The organism is Enterobacter sp. HK-058-C-ECC (assembly GCF_047531125.1).
Taxonomy (GTDB): Bacteria; Pseudomonadota; Gammaproteobacteria; order Enterobacterales; family Enterobacteriaceae; genus Enterobacter; species Enterobacter quasiroggenkampii.
The window spans coordinates 24,187-40,988 of the sequence record NZ_JBLKCH010000005.1 but is presented as its reverse complement, the minus strand read 5'-3'; the positions used below and the strand labels follow the sequence as shown (position 1 = coordinate 40,988).

Here is a 16,802-nt window from a genome sequence, read left to right as displayed (position 1 = left end):
TTTTAATGCGTTATCAGACATGAAATTAATGAACGGATTTTGTCCAGGTTTTGCTGATGCTGCCGTAATCCGTAATAATGGAATACGTCACAGTATCGCCACCCGTATTGGCTGGCAGGGTAATGTGCGTTCCGGTTTCAGGCACGGCCCAGGTGGCTTTCGTGATTTTATGACCATTCAACGTCACGCTCTGGAAATTCATATAGAAGGGGGTCGGATTATTAACGACCAGATCGTTGCCTTCACGATGCCATTCCAGCTTATCCGCCATCTCTTCCGGCTTGCCCTTAACGGACGATGGACGGTAGAGTAATTTGATGCGCGTATTAATCGCAATTTGCAGCGTATTCACCCCCTCCACGTGCTTCGATGAGGGAATCGCTTTAATATTTAACCAGTACAGCGATTCGCGATCTTCCGGTAAATTTCCGCCGGTGCGAACGACGCGCAGTACGTTATCCTCTTTCGCATCAAGACGAAACAGGGGCGGTGTAATCAGGAATGGCGCAGCGGCATGATTTTTACTGTCGGTATCAACCCAGGACTGCACCAGATAATCCGTTGTATCTGGATTTGAAATACCAAGAGATGACTCCTTTTTATCTCCCCGGTAGACCAGGCGGGTGCCATTAATAATGACTCCCGCATGAGCGGTCGCGGCTACCAGTAACAGAGTGCTCAGTAAATAACCATGGCGCATAAATATTTCTCAACATAAAGAAAAGATATTAGCTTTGACACAAAGCTAATATCTTCAGATTGAAAATATCAGTTATAAATAACGGTGAAGGTCGATACGGAGTTAGCAGGGCCAGCCGTAACGGCAGCCTGCGTCTGAATATATCGCGCTGCAAATTCCAGATCGTTAACCGTACTTCCTGCGTTGAGTGGATACGCGCGGGAAGGCGTATATAAGCTGACGGGTTGTTCAGATGAGTCAAGCAATTGAATGGCGACGCCGGTTGCGGCATTCGCATCTGCCGTTAACGCCAGCGTGGTGCTGTTATTCGCATCTGGCGTACCGCCAAAATTAATTGCTGCAGAGGTGACCGTCTCCGGACAATCTTTTAACTGAATATCAAATTTTGTTGGTGTGCTGGTGGAGCCTGCACCGGTGAATACCGTTTTAGAAACTTTGCCTAACTGGACGTTGAGTGGATCGCTTAATCCATTTACTACCTGACAGGCAGAATCAATAATTTCGCCGGTAAAGTTAATCTGCCCTTCACCGTTTGTTGCCGCAAAGGCGGATGCAGAACACCCTATCGTTGCAGCGATAAATAAACCTAAAGCAACCTTGTTCATAGTCAATCCTGGTGTGTTTCGGGTAAAAACGTTGCCTGGACGTTTTCACCGTGACCCTCAATAGTGTTCGGCGACTATTTAATCAAAAAAGATATGCTTTAGAATCTTCTATAGAAATCACAAATAATTGAAATAAAGCTTGTCTTTCGTTAACTGCTAAAAAATCAGCGGGTTGATTGTCTTCATAAAAAACTATCGGCCAGCGCTTCTTCAGGACTATAGTGTTCACAAGATGACGTAGTCAGGAGAAAAGACGTGGATTATCGCAAAATTATCAAAGAGGTAGGGCGGGGCAAAAATCATGCGCGCGACCTGGATTACGAAACGGCTAAGGCACTGTATACGCACATGCTGAATGGCGATGTGCCAGATCTGGAGATGGGCGGCATCCTGATCGCGCTGCGTATTAAAGGGGAAGGTGAAGCGGAGATGCGCGGTTTTTACGAGGCGATGCAGGCGCAAACGATGCGCTTAACGCCGCCAGTCGCAAAGCCGATGCCGATTGTCATCCCCAGCTATAACGGGGCGCGTAAACAGGCAAACCTGACGCCGCTGCTGGCGATTTTACTGCACAAGCTTGGATTCCCGGTTGTCGTACACGGCGTAAGTGAAGATCCCACGCGCGTATTGACGCAAACCATCTTTGAGCTGCTGGACATCAAGCCGACCCTTCATGCGGGTCAGGCGCAGGCGAAGCTTGACGGGCATCAGCCGGTCTATATTCCGGTTGGTGCGTTCTGCCCGCCGCTGGAAAAGCAACTGGATATGCGCTGGCGTATGGGGGTGCGTAACAGCGCCCACACGCTGGCAAAACTGGCAACGCCGTTTGGCGAAGATGCCGCGCTGCGGCTTTCCAGCGTCTCTCATCCGGAGTACGTGACGCGAGTCGGCAAGTTCTTTGAAGAGGTTGGCGGGCGCGCTTTACTGATGCACGGCACCGAAGGGGAGGTGTATGCCAACCCGCAGCGCTGCCCGCAGATTGTGCACATTGATTCTGCCGGCGCGCGCGTCATTCTGGAGCGCGGGACGGATAATCGTGATGTGGCGTTGCCCGAAGCCAAAGATCCGCACACCACCGCCCACTGGATCACCCAGTGTCTGGCGGGCCAGGTCCCTGTTCCGCACGCCATTACGCAGCAGATGGCCTGCTGTCTGCTGGCGACGGGCGAGGTGGACTCGATAGAGGATGGTCTGGCGCGCGTGGCGCAGTCTTTTTAACTAAAAAAAGCCCGTCCAGTGGCGGACGGGCAAGCAAGGGTAACAAACAACAGGGTCAATGAGGGTTGGAGCAGCTCACCAGAGGGTTTGGCGAGGGGACAGCATTCGTTCAGGCGATTATTTGTAGATAACCGCGGTACCGCTCAGCTTGTTATTGCCGTTAGCGGAGGTAATGGTGTATCCGCTTGCACCGGCAGCAGCCGCTTTCTCAGCCAGTTTGGCTTCCAGACCGTCCAGCGTGGTCGCGCCATCAGCACTTACCACACCGACTTTATTCATGTTCTGTGCCTGAGTTGAAGAGACTGGCTCTACGGCGAAAGCGCCGAAGGACAGGGCGGACAGGGCAACAGCAGCTACAGCATATTTGATGGTTTTCATAATTAATCTCTCGCAGGTGTTTCTGTTAAGGGGACGATGTTCCGTCGATGTGATAAGTATCACGGTTTTTTTCGAGGGATAAAATCGAAGAGAATTGACGTGGTTGCTCAAAAAAATTGAATGACAAATAACTTATTGAATATTAATAAATTCAAACTGGCGATTTACACTTCTTGTTGATGCGCTTTACAGAAGAAAGATGAAGGGCACATTTTGCTACGCGGTTCGCTAAAAATCGTGAGCGTAAAGGTAAGGGCCTGTGCGGTTAACTTAGGTAAAGGAAAGTCAACGTAACTGGCTGTCTTTCGAACCTCTGCGATTATATCCCGAATGTGATGAATTTTTCGAATCTTTATGCTGCTGGCAGGTGATGCAAAGCCTTACACCGGGGATGGCTTTTCGGCGCGCCTCGGGAATAGGGTCTCCACACTCTTCGCATTCAGTTAAGCTTTCGCCGCGCGGAATTTCACCGCGAGCACGCGCTACCGCATCTTCAATTGTACTGTTGATCTGGTCGTTAACGGCATCATCATTTGCCCAGCCGGAAGCCATTATGTCCTCCTGATATTGGTTCAGCCCTGCTTTTAATATGGGGTTAAAAAACGAACAGTCAAGGCGATGGGGAAGAGAACTGCATCCGGTGGACAGATGCAGTTTGGGGAAAAAAAGCAGATTATTTATAAATGGTCGCTGTGCCGTACATATGGTTATCGCCGCCAGCGGAATTCACCACGAAGCCTTTTGCACCTTCCTGACGGGCTTTTTCGGCAAGTTTAGACTGGAGATCGTCAAGGTTGCTGGCACGGCTTACCGAGACGGTGCCCGCAGGCCGGAGCTGGCTGGTGTCGGTACTCGGGGTCAGCGACTGAACGGCCATCGCAGAGAATGACGCGGTCGCCAGGGCGGCAGCGATAACAGCAAGGGTCAGATACTTTTTCATAATCACATCCTCATGAGGAAACAACAGGTGATTCCCCTTAAGTTTAGAAGCCGGAGGAGTGTGACTTAGCGCAAATATTTGATGATGATCTGCTTATTTTTTGAACAACATCTGTTGACATTTCGCTGACAGATCATAGACATAAAGGTGTTTGATTTATGTCGAATTTTTAATCGATGCAGAGAAAGATTTACCGTTGGGCCAGCAAAGGGTATCTTACGCCGCTGTTTAAAGGAGAACGCCATGACTTCCCAAAAGCCGGGATTGCACCCACGAAATCGCCACCGCAGCCGCTACGACATGAATGCGTTATGCCTGAGCTGCCCGCCGCTGCAGGACTACATTGTCCAGACCCCCGCGGGTGAACCTTCGGTCAACTTTGCTGACCCCCAGGCGGTTAAAATGTTGAACAAAGCGCTGCTTGCACACTATTACGGTGTGGCGAACTGGGATATTCCCGAAGGCTTTCTCTGTCCACCTGTGCCGGGCCGCGCGGATTACGTGCATCACCTTGCCGACCTTCTTGCCGAAGGTAATGAGGGCGTTGTTCCAGAGCAGGCCACCATTCTGGATATTGGCACCGGGGCGAATCTGATTTACCCGCTGATCGGCGCACATGAATACCACTGGCGCTTTACCGGAAGCGAAATCGGTGCCGAGGCCTTTGCCAGCGCCCAGGCGATTATCAGCGCGAATCCTGGGTTAAGCCGCGCCATTCGTCTGCGTCGTCAGAAAGAGGCGGCGTCGATCTTCAACGGTATCATTCACAAAAATGAAAGCTATGACGCCACGATGTGCAACCCGCCGTTCCATGATTCGGCGGCCGCGGCGCGTGCGGGCAGCGAGCGCAAGCGCCGCAACCTGGGTCAGGCGGAAGATGCCGCGCTGAACTTCGGCGGGCAGCAGCAGGAATTATGGTGTGAAGGCGGCGAAGTGGCGTTTATCCTGCGCATGATTGCGGAAAGCAAACAGTTTGGTCGTCAGGTGAAGTGGTTCACGACGCTGGTTTCCCGCGGAGATAACCTGCCGCCACTCTACCGCGCGCTCACCGAAGCGGGTGCTGTAAAAGTGGTGAAAAAAGAGATGGCGCAGGGCCAGAAGCAAAGCCGCTTTATTGCCTGGACGTTTATGGACAATAACAAACGTCGCAAATAGCACGCCGTCGTAGGCCGGGTAAGGCGAAGCCGCCACCCGGCCACGAGGCTACAGCGTCGGCTCCTGCGGTGGGAGCGGCGCTGCGGGCGGCGACAGTACCTGATAGGTCTGGACCGGCATCCGCACGTTCGCCAGATCGAAGTGTTTTTTCACCATGCTGTCGAGCGCAAAGCGCACCGTCCACTGCTTCAGCGGCTGGGTGGTGAACGACACGCGCAGGGTAAAGGCCGTGTTCGTCAGCCCGACAATGCCGGCAAATGACGGCTCGCCAATCACCAGTCCGCGAATGTCCTCCATCTGCATCAGCTCTTCTACCGCATCGCGCAGCGCCTGCTTCGCTTTATCGGCATCCTCATGACGATCCACATCGTAGTTCGCTACCACGGAGCCAATGCCGCGTACAAAGTTGGCGAAGGTGGTTATCGAGGACCAGGGAATGATGTGGTACGCCCCGGTGTCCTGGCGCACGCCCACCGAGCGAATCGACATCCTCTCAACGGTGCCGGTTAACGGCCCAATAGTCACCAGATCGCCCGTGTTCATCCCGTTCTCAAACTGGATAAAGATGCCGGTAATAATATCCTTCACCAGCGTTTGCGACCCGAAGGAGATCGCCAGCCCCAGAGCACCGGCACCGGCCAGCAGCGGGGCGATATTCACCCCGATTTCCGACAGCACAATCATAATGGTGATGGTACTGATAATGACCGCCAGCGCGTTGCGGAACAGGGTTAACAGCGTTCTTGCCCGCGCGCTGGGCAGGGGACGGCCATGAATATCCGACACCAGACGGTTCTCGATAAGGCTCGCCAGCAGCGTCCAGCCGACGGCAGAGAAGAACAAAATCAACGCGATGCGAATCAGGATGTCGACCGTTTTCTCACCCGCACCGTTGTGCAGCCAGTTCCAGAAATCAAACAGGCTCCACGCATTCAGGAGCAGCATAATCGCCACGCAGACGGTGAGGATGCGCGCCACCTTCAGCGATACCGACATCCAGCCGTTTACCCGTTTTTGCAGTTCCGGGTAATTACGCTGTACCTGCGGCGACAGGGTGATGGTTTTCGAAATCCAGCGCGACAGCAGCCCCGACACAAACGCCGCGATGCCGATAATGGCCAGGCTTTTGAACGTCGCCCCCATCATGAATTTCAGGCTATTGCCCGGGTCGAACAGCGAGAAGAAGCACAATACGATGAAGTAGGCGCTTGCCAGCCAGTGCCACACCAGGGCGAAAGCGCGGATAAACAGGCTAAAGAACGAAAGGGAGCGATCGGCCAGATTCAGCAGGCTTTGGGTAATGGTTTTTTTATTGTGGAAGATCAGATACAGCGACCAGACGGTAATGCAGATCATGATAATGACGTTTGCCAGTGCGCCAAACTGGACGTTCACCTGGTTGGAGATGATCGGCACGGCAACCAGCAGGCCGTAGCCAATCAGCCCGCTGAGCACGCTCAGGCGCAGCGCCCAGTACTTCGCCGTTTCATCCCGGATGGCGAAAGGACGCAGCGCCGGTACGTGGGGACAAAAGAGTAATCGCAGCAGCGCCTTGAAGAACTCAATCAGGGCAAAGGCATTCAGGAAAAGCGACTGCTGGAAGGCGATGGTTTTGTTGCCCGCGTTCAGCCTGTCGGCCAGCATCTGGCCTAAGAACAGCGTCAGCGCCAGCAGCAGTAAATCAATGATAAACGCTGAGGCTATCATCAACGGCAGGTGCAGCCAGCTGCTTTTCTGCTGATTCTTTCTGCGTCCCCATTGCCCCATTTTGCGGTACAGCGGCCACGCGCACAGGCGCACCAGCCAGTAAAAAAGGAAGACTGCACCGGCCAGCATCAGGAACTGCGTGGCGGCGGCGGTAAACGTTTGTGGGTTAAACGGCTTATGCGGTGAGCCAATCAGGTTGCGGTAGAGCTGAGCAAAGCGCGAGGAGAGCGCTTCCCCATAGTGTCGGCTCACGTCGGTGACGTTTTCCAGCACCGTTTTTTGTTCCTCCACCTGAGGAGGGGTGATGACAGGCACCGGCTCCTGCGGCGGCGTGGCGGCCACTTTCCGCAGCTGGCTGATGAGTTCCTGCCGGGAGGTGTCGTTCTCAAGGACGTCGGCGAGGGCGCTGTAGGCGGCTTTTTTCTGTTCGACATCGGGTTCAGGAGGGGGCGTACTTTGCTGACTGGCGGTTGTTCCGGTGGTCACGCCGGGGATCGCGACGGCGAACGATGGCGCACTAAACAGGCTAATCAACAGCAACAGGATCCACGGCACGGCGTCCTCCGGTGAAAATGTCGAACAAAATGATAAGTATAGAAGTCGGGACGCGGAGGGGGATTTTTGGGAACAATCTGGCGTAAAAAAGCCGGGCAAGCCCGGCTTTAGCGTCAAGCGAGGGATCAGGAGACGTGCTGCAGGAACTCCTGCAGACGCGGGCTCGGCGGGTTCGCAATCAATTCCTGCGGGTTACCGTCTTCCGCGATACGGCCTTTATCAATAAAGATCAGGCGGGACGCCACTTTCTCAGCGAAGCCGATTTCGTGGGTCACGATAACCATCGTCATCCCTTCTTCCGCCAGATCCTGCATGACCTTCAGCACCTCGTGGCGCAGCTCCGGGTCGAGTGCGGACGTAGGCTCATCAAACAGCATCAGTTTCGGTTTGACCGCCAGCGCGCGGGCAATTGCCACGCGCTGCTGTTGACCACCGGACAGCTCAGAAGGGTAGTGGTGCGCGCGTTCAGCCAGGCCGACTTTCGCCAGCAGATCTTTGGCCAGCGCTTCTGCCGCCGCTTTGTTGGCGCCGCGCACGCGCAGGGGGCCAAACATCACGTTCTCCAGCGCCGTCAGGTGCGGGAACAGGTAGAACTGCTGGAACACCATGCCCGCTTCCTGACGAATCAGACGGTCATCCACTTTCGGGTCATTCACCTTCAGACCATCGACGATCAGATCGCCGCTGGTGATCTCTTCCAGCTTGTTGATGCAGCGCAGCAGGGTCGACTTACCGGAGCCGGATGGCCCGATAATGACCACCACTTCACCCTGCTGGATGTTCAGATCGATATTGTGCAGCACCTGGGTTGGGCCAAAGTGCTTGGAAACGTTTTTAAATTCAATCACAGGATTTTCATCCTTCTTTCAAGACGACGCAGAACGAAGCTCAGAACCAGAGTAATGATCAGGTAGACCACGGCCACCGCACTCCAGATTTCCAGCGCGCGGAAGTTGCCAGCAATGATCTCCTGCCCCTGACGGGTCAGTTCGGCCACGCCGATAACAATGAACAGCGACGTATCTTTAATGCTGATGATCCACTGGTTACCCAGCGGTGGCAGCATGCGACGCAGCGCCAGCGGCAGAATAACGTGGCGGATCGTTTCGCGACGTGAAAGGCCTAATGCCAGACCGGCTTCACTGAAACCTTTATGAATCGACAGCACCGCACCGCGGGTAATTTCCGCAATGTAGGCGCCTGAGTTGATCATAATGGTGACGACGGCTGCGCTGAACGGGTCGATGCGCAGGTCAGTGAACGCCATAGGCAGGGCGAAGTAAATGAACATGACCTGCACGACAATAGGGGTGCCGCGGATCACTTCGATGAAAACCAGTGCGATGTGGTTTGCAATCCAGCCACCGTAGGTACGGGCGAAACCGGCGACAAGACCGATAATCAACCCGCCAACCAGACCCAGGACCGAAATCCACAGGGTCATTTTAGCGCCTTCAAGCAAGAGTGGAATGGCAGGCCAGATGGCGCTCCAGTCAAACTGCATGATGTATTCCTGTATACCGTGGTGAAAAACGAAAAACGTAGGCCCGGTAAGCGGCAGCGCCACCGGGCGTTACAAACCTGAATTCAGGTGAAATTATTTAGGCTCGGTACCGAACCATTTTTTGTAGATTTCGTTATAGGTGCCGTTCTCTTTCAGCGTTTTCAGCGCGCCGTTAACTTTCGTGCGCAGGTCGTCGCTGCCTTTCGGGAACGCGATACCGTACTGCTGGGCTTCCAGAGACTCGCCAACGGCTTTGAACTTGCCGTTACCGGCTGTTTTGATGAAGTACAGGATGTTCGGCGTGTCGTGCAGAACAGCGTCAGCACGGTTGGTGCCGAGTTCCATGTACGCGTTGTCGATGTTCGGGAACTGACGCAGGTCTTTGGTTTTGATATTGGCTTTCGCGTAATCAACCGAACCGGTGCCGCTCTTCACTGCCACCACTTTGCCGTCGAGATCTTTCACGCTTTTTACGTCGTTATTATCGGCTTTGACCATCACCAGCAGGCCGCTTTTGTAGTAGCCATCAGAGAAGTCGATCGCTTTTTTACGTTCGTCGGTGATGGTGATACCCGCCAGAGCCAGATCAACGTTCTTGGTTTGCAGTGCCGGGATGATGCCGCTGAAGTCCATCGGCTTCAGGGTGTAATCCAGTTTGAGTTCTTTTGCGACGGCTGCCCACAGATCCACATCGAAACCAACGTATTTATCACCCTGTTTGAATTCAAACGGAACGAACGCCGTGTCGGTCGCCACAACCAGTTTGTCGGCAGCCTGAGAGGACACCGCAAAAGCCAGGGTAAGTGCAGCCAGTGAAACTTTTAATACAGACTTCATAGCATTTCCTTTTATATCCACGGGGCGATCCCCTGCGAGAACAGCTGGCACAATGAAAAAATCGTGCCAACTTTACAAGTTATTGTTTTGCAAAGGGGATGATGTCATGCATTGCACAATAAATGGGGCAATGAGGTCTTATTGCACCAAAGTGGAGCACTGTTTTGGTGCACTTCGTTTGGCTCAACTGACGGGGAGATATTTAGCGTAAATTCTGACGAAAAAACAATCTTCCGTTAACGGTTGTGTGAGGTGATTATTACAATTTCTTCACTTTTGCACGTTCTCAGGCAAAAAACGTGCACCATAGATGTGCAAAACCCTCACCGAAGGGCGAGGGTTTGATAGTAAATTCGTATGAATTATTCGATGTTAGATTCGATGAACCACAGGAACTGATCCAGATCGCGGGACGCGGCGGTGAAGATGTCTGCGGTATCTTCGTCTTTCGCTTCGCTAATCGCTTTGCGCACATCGTTCGCCACAATCGCATAGCGGTCCGCCAGCTCTTTCAGGTGATCCTGAACGGTATGGATATCCAGCGGATAGCTTTTCAGCGGGGTTTTGCTGTTGATCACCTGCGTGGTGCCCAGCGCCACGCCGCCTAACTGAACGGCACGTTCAGCCATCGTATCGAGGTGGGTAACCAGTGCTGTGCGGAAGCCATCCAGCATTTCATGAACGGCAATAAAGTTTGCACCGCGCATATTCCAGTGGGCCTGTTTGGTGATCAGCGAAAGATCGATGAACTGGATCACCTGGCGATTCAGCAACTCAATGGTCGCTTTTTTGTCGCTGTCCGATACATCGTTACGGGTATAAAGCAGATTAGACGCTTTCGTTTTCACCAGTTTAGCGGTACTCATAATCTCATATCCTCTTGATGTTTATGTCCCAGGTAATTACGGAACTAAGTATAGCACCGGATTTTTTCTCTGCGGTTTGGCTGTGCCTATCGGTTTAATAGCGAGAAGGAGGTTGAGAATTTAATTTATTGAAAGTATTAGATAATTTATAAATTGATACAGATCAATCTTAATTGCTGAATGGGGAAGTTAACGCAGAGGAATATTTTGCTGGCAGGAGTGAGTGTGTAAGAAATTATAACGCCTGTGTTTCTGGCCTTTATTCTGCATGGCGTGGAAGCCATGCAGAATATATGGCCTTAGTTGATATCCACTTTCTCAACTTTTGGCTCCGGGCGCATGGTAAGCGTCGAGCCCATTGATGCCGCGATAATCGAGCAGAGCGCCAGCGTCTGGGTCAATGTCAGGGTTTCGCCGAGAAACACCATCCCGGAAATCGCGGCAAGCGCAGGCTCCATACTCATCAGGGTGCCAAATATGCGTGTCGGCAGACGCGTCAGCGCAATCATCTCCAGAGAATAGGGGAGTGCGGTAGAGAGAATCGCGACCGCCAGACCGATGGGCATGACGGACCATTGCCAGATAGACTCTGTCGCCTGCGCCATACCGATGGGCACAAACACGATGGCCGCAATCAGGGAACCCAACGCGACGGTCGCCGGACCGTGCTCTTCCCCTGCGCGCTGGCCGGTGAGGATATAGACAGCCCAGCAGGCACCTGCGCCCAGCGCCAGCGCTGCGCCCGTCAGATCAATCTCAGAAACGCTCTGGCCCAGCGGCAGCAGGAACCATAAGCCCAGTACGGCTAACACGACCCAGATAAAATCGACCGGACGTCGGGAGGAGAACAGCGCCACTGCCAGCGGGCCGGTAAACTCCAGCGCGACGGCAATACCCAACGGTATCGTCTGGATGGAGAGGTAGAACAGATAGTTCATTGCTCCCAGGGAGAGTCCATAAAACAGCAGCGGTAAACGCTGCTCCTTTTTGAAGCGCAGACGCCACGGTTTAAAAATGACCACCAGTATCGCCGTGCCCAGCACAATACGCAGGGCGGTCACCCCGGGCGCGCCAACCAGCGGAAAAAGCGATTTTGCCAGCGAGGCGCCGCTTTGAATGGACAACATGGCAATGAGTATGACGGCTACCGGCAACCAGACCGACGACGTGCGGGATAACCCAGGCATCCTTTCTCCTGTCAGCTTATGTCAAATGAGGTAAAGGTTGCAGTGTAAAGGAAATATGCGGCTACGGTTGAGGTACTGTTGAAAAAAAAGCAGGTGAAATCCGTAAAATGGTTAAGCGCTGGTGGATTTATCGCCTGTCAGATTAGGAATAATCTGGATGAATGTAACTGCGCAGACGCGCACTATGCGCATTTAGTAGTGAAAATTGCATGTGATTTGAAAGAGATAGCTGATGCTGGAAACGTTCTGTTACAGGAAAGGTTTCATTAGACATCACGAATCACAAAGAGTTTCGCAAATTTTTTTGATATATTTAAAACTTACGGACTTACTTGGATCACATTTGAGGTGGTTATGAAAAAAATTGCATGTCTTTCAGCACTGGCCGCTGTACTGGCTGTTTCCGCAGGTACCGCTGTAGCTGCTACTTCTACTGTTACTGGTGGTTACGCTCAGAGCGACTATCAGGGCGTGATGAACAAAGCTAACGGTTTCAACCTGAAGTATCGTTACGAGCAGGATAACAACCCACTGGGCGTGATCGGTTCTTTCACCTACACCGAGAAAGATCGTTCTGAAAACGGCGCATACAACAAAGGCCAGTACTACGGTATCACCGCGGGCCCAGCTTACCGTCTGAACGACTGGGCAAGCATCTACGGTGTTGTAGGTGTTGGCTACGGTAAATTCCAGCAGACCGAAAACGAAGGTCTGAACCGCACTGCAAGCAACAGCGACTACGGCTTCTCCTATGGCGCAGGCCTGCAGTTCAACCCAATCCAGGACGTTGCTCTGGACTTCTCCTATGAGCAGAGCCGTATCCGCAACGTTGACGTTGGCACCTGGATCGCGGGCGTAGGTTACCGCTTCTAATCACTTCGGTGATTAAATAAAAAATCCGCCCACTGTGGCGGATTTTTTTTTATTTTGTTCCCTCCCGCTGTGAGGAAAGATCCCAGGTAACTTTAAACCAGAAGCGATTCAGGTTTTGAAGTGAAATGATTAAATTTCAGCGATGCTATGGTCCGGCTGTAAATCGCCGAAGCGTTTCCGTAAGGCCGGGGCGAGGCGCAGGGATGCGCCGAGAGGGCGTGGCCTGCAGGGATGCAGGCTCATGCCCGACCCGATAGCCTGAAGGAATAAGCTGAGGGTACCGCGAAGCGGCGATTTACCGCCGGGAGCCCGGGTCGCCAGGGTGGTGGCGACTGAGCCACCCTGGCACGTTCACCGGTGATGTCGTTACAGAGTAGCAAGGAACATAAAGTGAACGGAATGACCACCAGAGCCGTATGTTCCCCCTCACCCCATCCCTCTCCCTCAAAGGAGAGGGAGTCGTCCGTGCAGGCCTCAGCCCTGTAGGAGAGGACCAGGGTGAGGGCATCAGACCGCTACTTACTCTTAATATCAAAAATATCCGTACCCAGATGGTTGTAGTCAACTTTCTGTAACTTGAAGTTGGTAACGTACACTTGGGGAGCTTTCTTGTTAGAGACAAACGGGTAAGCGTTTTTTATCTGCCCGGCGGTAATCCCCGTCCACTGCGAGAAAAACTGCAGGAAATCATTCGCTGAACGACGCGCTTTAATGACGCGATGCGTTTTATCGTCACTCGACAGCACCATAAACGGCACCTGGAAGTTCTGCTGGAACTTGTCATCGTGCGCCAGGTACTGCACCTCTTTCCCGCGCTCCTTAAACGCCAGTCCGTGATCCGAGAAATAGACCAGGGAGAAGCTGTCGCCCGTATTGCGCAGCTGATCGTAGAGCTTGCTCAGCAGGTCGTCGGTTTGCGTCATGGTGTAGAGATAGCAGGAGGTCTCTTTGGACTGCACGAACTCCGCGTACTTCCCGCCGGTCCGATCGCAGGCCTGCGGGTGCGACCCCATCAGATGCAGGACGATCAGCTGAGGCTGGGTGCGCGGGGTCGCGAAGACCTGCGCCGTCATTTTCAGCAGCGCTTCGTCTTTGGTATTTTTGTCGGCTTCAAAGTCGCCATTTTTCAGGAACTGCACTTCGTCAGCCCGTTTGGCGATGCTGGCGATGGCCGTATCGTATTCGCCAATTTGCCCCTGATTAGAGAACCACCACGTCTGAAAACCTGCGCGGTTTGCCAGGGTGACGAAATTATCCTGATACTGCGGTTTGCCATCCACCACCCGGTTAAGGGTCAGGCCGAGCGATTTCTGCGTTGAGCCGCTGGCCGCGACATAATCGGTAAACAGGGTGCCTTTGACCGAACTCGCGAACGGGGTGTTGTCCCAGTGGCCGCCAAACGCCCCCATTGCATCGCGACGCGCGCTTTCGCCAATCACCACCACATAGGTGTGATATTTCGGCTTAACGGCCAGCACGTTCCAGGTGTCTTTCATATTGGAAAGCTCAGCCATGCGGGCCTGTTCGTCGAGAACCTCTTTATTATTTACCACGACGTCTTTCACGAAGCGGAAAACCGGATAGCCGATGTTAATAAGTCTTAGCTTACCGTCCCAGGGAATATTCTGGATGGGGGCGACAAACGCTACGGCAACGCTGAACACCAGACAGAGTATGTCGATCTTACCCCAGGATTTTTTCTCGCCCGGCTGACGACGGATGGCGATAACGCCCAACGCGAAGATAAAGAGCCCGACCACGTAGCTGTACCACGGGAAGATCGTCAGGATCTCCGTCGACTCTTCCATATTGGTCGAGTGCAGCGCCAGCAGGGTATTAAAGTTTGGCGAGCCGTACGCCTGACCAAACGGAAAATAGAGTGCCGCAACCAGCGAACAGATGCCGATTAATGCTTTTTGCGCGCGCGGCGCGGCTCGCCACAGCACATGCAGAATGCAGGTGAAGGCCACCGCGTAGAGCAGACTAAAGGGATAACCGAGCGCAAAGTTAATCAGTAATGACTGCAAAAAGTAAAACCCCGTCCACGGGCTTAAGGCCCGGCTGCGGGTCACAACGGTATCTATCAGGGTTAAATTCATAGGTCACTATCATGGATGAAAACGCCATGTGCTCACCCTGGCGTCAAGGGTCATAACCTGCCTGACAGTGCGTGGAGAGGGAATGAGGGTCCGCTTCAGCGAGCCGCAAATTGTGCAGGGCTGCAAGAAGATAGTGCGAGCGCTAAATAATATCAACAGTTGCTAAGCAGATGTTTTGCGAAGGAGATTGCAAATCCGTAAAAAAGATCGGGAATAGGGCGGCTGGAAGCCAGTTTACAGCGAAAATGTGACGGGAAAATGAAGCGGCGTACCGCGACGCCGCTTAGTGGGAAGGTTTGTCATCCTGATGCGGTTTGCCGTTAAACATATCGCACAGCATGTTCAGCAGCATTAAGCGCACTTTAAAGGGTGAGTGGGTAAACACGGTCATGCACCTCTTGAATTCGTTCATAAGACCTCCTGATTTTTGATCCCTTCGATCCGTGAAGGGTGACTGCATTACATACAGATATAGCACAGGCTATATTGTATAGCTATGGCTATTTCGTTAATTTTTTGTGCTTGTGGAGGGATGGTTTACAATGTGCGCTCTCGATACCGGGCGCTGGAAGCGTCATCCCACTGAGGAAGTACAATGAACCGTCGCGCAGGTAAGCCAACCATTAAAAAAACGACGCAACTGGTGAATGTTGAAGAGCATGTCGAAGGTTTTCGCCAGGTCCGTGAAGCGCACCGGCGTGAACTGATTGATGATTATGTTGAACTCATTTCCGATCTGATTCGTGAGGTCGGGGAAGCGCGTCAGGTCGATATGGCCGCCAGGCTGGGGGTATCGCAGCCAACTGTCGCAAAAATGTTAAAACGTCTCGCCTCCGTGGGCCTAATAGAAATGATCCCCTGGCGCGGGGTCTTTCTGACACCAGAAGGGGAGAAACTCGCGCAGGAGAGCCGCGAGCGCCACCAGCTTGTCGAGAATTTTTTACTGGTGCTGGGCGTCAGCCCGGAGATTGCCCGCCGGGATGCGGAAGGAATGGAACACCACGTCAGCGAAGAGACGCTGGTGAAGTTTCGTGAGTTTACGCTTAAATATGGTCCCTCCGCTGAATGAAAATCCCTGGACTGCAGGCCCTGGCACGCGATCGTTTCTTCCATCTCTTATTACTCATTGGCGCAGGGTTAAGCCTCTTTGTGCCGTTTGCGCCGCAGGCCTGGCCCGCCGCCATTGACTGGCGCACCATCATTACCCTGAGCGGCCTGATGATGCTCACCAAAGGGGTTGAGCTGAGCGGCTATTTTGACGTGCTGGGCCGTAAAATGGTGCGCCGCTTTGCCACCGAGCGCAGGCTGTCCCTGTTTATGGTGTTTTCCGCCGCGGTGCTGTCGACGTTTCTGACCAACGACGTGGCGCTGTTTATCATCGTGCCCCTCACGCTCACGCTGCGTAAGCTTTGCGAGATCCCGGTCAGTCGGCTGATCATCTTTGAAGCGCTCGCCGTTAACGCCGGTTCTCTGTTAACGCCTATCGGCAACCCGCAAAATATCCTCCTCTGGGGACGTTCCGGGCTGTCGTTTGCCGCCTTTACCTGGCAGATGGCGCCGCTGGCGCTGGTGATGATGCTGTCGCTGCTGGCGGTCTGCTGGTTTGCGTTTCCGGATAAAAAACTGCAATACCACAGCGGCACCACGGGCCCGCAGTGGCAGCCGCGTCTGGTCTGGAGCTGTCTCGGGTTATACATCGTCTTTCTGTTCGCGCTCGAGCTGAAGTATGAGCTGGCGGGTGTCCTGCTGGTCGCCGCAGGCTTTGTCGTCCTGGCGCGGCGCGTGCTGGTCAGCGTGGACTGGACGCTGCTGCTGGTCTTTATGGTGATGTTTATTGATGTGCATCTGCTTATCCAGCTTCCGGTGCTGCAAAACGTGCTCCACAGCGTCAGTACGCTGTCTCAGCCGGGACTGTGGCTGACGGCGATTGGCCTGTCGCAGGTTATCAGCAACGTGCCGTCCACCATTCTGCTGCTCAACTATGTTCCGCCGGACACGCTGCTGGCCTGGGCGGTGAATATCGGCGGGTTTGGGCTGTTGCCCGGCTCGCTGGCCAACCTGATTGCCCTGCGCATGGCCAACGACCGTCGTATCTGGTGGCGCTTCCATCTCTGGTCGATACCGATGCTGGTTTGGGCCGCGGCGATCGGTTTCGGAATATTCCTTCTCATATAGTGC

The 16,802-nt window shown here is 53.5% G+C and carries 18 protein-coding genes; 5 read left to right on the top strand and 13 right to left on the bottom strand.

Annotated features, from left to right (window positions below):
• Positions 1 to 25: 25 nt before the first annotated feature.
• Together ACMWJS_RS11685 and ACMWJS_RS11680 are read right to left on the bottom strand one after the other, a co-directional pair.
• Positions 26 to 700 carry a molecular chaperone gene (locus ACMWJS_RS11685; RefSeq protein ID WP_048027013.1) on the bottom strand — a complete coding sequence of 225 codons (675 nt, stop codon included), beginning with the start codon at positions 698 to 700 and terminating at the stop codon, positions 26 to 28.
• 68 nt (positions 701 to 768) lie between these two features.
• Positions 769 to 1,305, bottom strand: a complete 537-nt coding sequence (locus ACMWJS_RS11680) for a fimbrial protein (RefSeq protein ID WP_045909503.1) — start codon at positions 1,303 to 1,305, stop codon at positions 769 to 771.
• 255 nt (positions 1,306 to 1,560) lie between these two features.
• Between ACMWJS_RS11680 and ybiB the strand changes: the two genes are divergently transcribed.
• Positions 1,561 to 2,523 carry a DNA-binding protein YbiB gene (gene ybiB / locus ACMWJS_RS11675; protein WP_045909504.1) on the top strand — a complete coding sequence of 321 codons (963 nt, stop codon included), beginning with the start codon at positions 1,561 to 1,563 and terminating at the stop codon, positions 2,521 to 2,523.
• A gap of 117 nt (positions 2,524 to 2,640) precedes the next feature.
• Here ybiB and ybiJ read toward each other — a convergent pair whose 3' ends face one another.
• From ybiJ to mcbA, 3 genes are all read right to left on the bottom strand, one after another.
• Positions 2,641 to 2,901, bottom strand: a complete 261-nt coding sequence (ybiJ, locus tag ACMWJS_RS11670) for a DUF1471 family protein YbiJ (protein ID WP_023310874.1) — start codon at positions 2,899 to 2,901, stop codon at positions 2,641 to 2,643.
• A gap of 285 nt (positions 2,902 to 3,186) precedes the next feature.
• On the bottom strand, positions 3,187 to 3,453 hold the full coding sequence (locus ACMWJS_RS11665; protein ID WP_048027017.1) for a DksA/TraR family C4-type zinc finger protein: 267 nt from the start codon (positions 3,451 to 3,453) through the stop codon (positions 3,187 to 3,189).
• Positions 3,454 to 3,574: 121 nt separating this feature from the next.
• Positions 3,575 to 3,841 carry a DUF1471 family periplasmic protein McbA gene (gene mcbA / locus ACMWJS_RS11660; protein ID WP_045909506.1) on the bottom strand — a complete coding sequence of 89 codons (267 nt, stop codon included), beginning with the start codon at positions 3,839 to 3,841 and terminating at the stop codon, positions 3,575 to 3,577.
• 243 nt (positions 3,842 to 4,084) lie between these two features.
• Here mcbA and rlmF point away from each other — a divergent pair, with 243 nt between their 5' ends.
• On the top strand, positions 4,085 to 4,996 hold the full coding sequence (gene rlmF, locus ACMWJS_RS11655) for a 23S rRNA (adenine(1618)-N(6))-methyltransferase RlmF (protein ID WP_045909507.1): 912 nt from the start codon (positions 4,085 to 4,087) through the stop codon (positions 4,994 to 4,996).
• Between the two features lie 48 nt (positions 4,997 to 5,044).
• On the opposite strand, the gene ybiO is transcribed toward rlmF, so the two are convergent.
• The 6 genes from ybiO to rhtA form a co-directional block, all read right to left on the bottom strand.
• The gene (ybiO, locus tag ACMWJS_RS11650) at positions 5,045 to 7,258 is read right to left on the bottom strand and encodes a mechanosensitive channel protein (RefSeq protein WP_048222153.1); all 2,214 of its coding nucleotides are present in this window, start codon (positions 7,256 to 7,258) and stop codon (positions 5,045 to 5,047) included.
• Between the two features lie 125 nt (positions 7,259 to 7,383).
• Positions 7,384 to 8,106, bottom strand: a complete 723-nt coding sequence (gene glnQ / locus ACMWJS_RS11645) for a glutamine ABC transporter ATP-binding protein GlnQ (protein WP_023292945.1) — start codon at positions 8,104 to 8,106, stop codon at positions 7,384 to 7,386.
• Positions 8,103 to 8,762 carry a glutamine ABC transporter permease GlnP gene (gene glnP, locus ACMWJS_RS11640; protein ID WP_003858462.1) on the bottom strand — a complete coding sequence of 220 codons (660 nt, stop codon included), beginning with the start codon at positions 8,760 to 8,762 and terminating at the stop codon, positions 8,103 to 8,105. The genes glnQ and glnP overlap by 4 nt, the downstream gene beginning before the upstream one ends.
• A 93-nt stretch (positions 8,763 to 8,855) precedes the next feature.
• Positions 8,856 to 9,599 carry a glutamine ABC transporter substrate-binding protein GlnH gene (gene glnH, locus ACMWJS_RS11635; protein WP_023310880.1) on the bottom strand — a complete coding sequence of 248 codons (744 nt, stop codon included), beginning with the start codon at positions 9,597 to 9,599 and terminating at the stop codon, positions 8,856 to 8,858.
• 362 nt (positions 9,600 to 9,961) lie between these two features.
• Positions 9,962 to 10,465 (bottom strand): DNA starvation/stationary phase protection protein Dps, encoded by a 504-nt coding sequence (gene dps, locus ACMWJS_RS11630; protein WP_008501171.1) that lies wholly within the window; start codon positions 10,463 to 10,465, stop codon positions 9,962 to 9,964.
• 299 nt (positions 10,466 to 10,764) lie between these two features.
• On the bottom strand, positions 10,765 to 11,652 hold the full coding sequence (gene rhtA, locus ACMWJS_RS11625; RefSeq protein WP_008501172.1) for a threonine/homoserine exporter RhtA: 888 nt from the start codon (positions 11,650 to 11,652) through the stop codon (positions 10,765 to 10,767).
• A gap of 354 nt (positions 11,653 to 12,006) precedes the next feature.
• On the opposite strand from rhtA, the gene ompX reads away from it, so the two are divergent.
• On the top strand, positions 12,007 to 12,525 hold the full coding sequence (ompX, locus tag ACMWJS_RS11620) for an outer membrane protein OmpX (RefSeq protein WP_008501173.1): 519 nt from the start codon (positions 12,007 to 12,009) through the stop codon (positions 12,523 to 12,525).
• 515 nt (positions 12,526 to 13,040) lie between these two features.
• On the opposite strand, the gene ACMWJS_RS11615 is transcribed toward ompX, so the two are convergent.
• Together ACMWJS_RS11615 and mntS are read right to left on the bottom strand one after the other, a co-directional pair.
• Positions 13,041 to 14,624 (bottom strand): phosphoethanolamine transferase, encoded by a 1,584-nt coding sequence (locus tag ACMWJS_RS11615; protein ID WP_063621229.1) that lies wholly within the window; start codon positions 14,622 to 14,624, stop codon positions 13,041 to 13,043.
• 283 nt (positions 14,625 to 14,907) lie between these two features.
• Complete coding sequence (gene mntS, locus ACMWJS_RS11610; protein WP_008501175.1) at positions 14,908 to 15,036, bottom strand: manganase accumulation protein MntS; 129 nt, start codon at positions 15,034 to 15,036, stop codon at positions 14,908 to 14,910.
• Between the two features lie 183 nt (positions 15,037 to 15,219).
• Here mntS and mntR point away from each other — a divergent pair, with 183 nt between their 5' ends.
• Entirely contained in the window at positions 15,220 to 15,693 is a 474-nt protein-coding gene (gene mntR, locus ACMWJS_RS11605; RefSeq protein ID WP_008501176.1) for a manganese-binding transcriptional regulator MntR, read from the top strand.
• A complete protein-coding gene (locus ACMWJS_RS11600; RefSeq protein WP_414747091.1) occupies positions 15,690 to 16,799 on the top strand; it encodes an anion transporter in 1,110 nt (369 codons plus the stop codon). The genes mntR and ACMWJS_RS11600 overlap by 4 nt, the downstream gene beginning before the upstream one ends.
• Positions 16,800 to 16,802 lie beyond the last annotated feature (3 nt).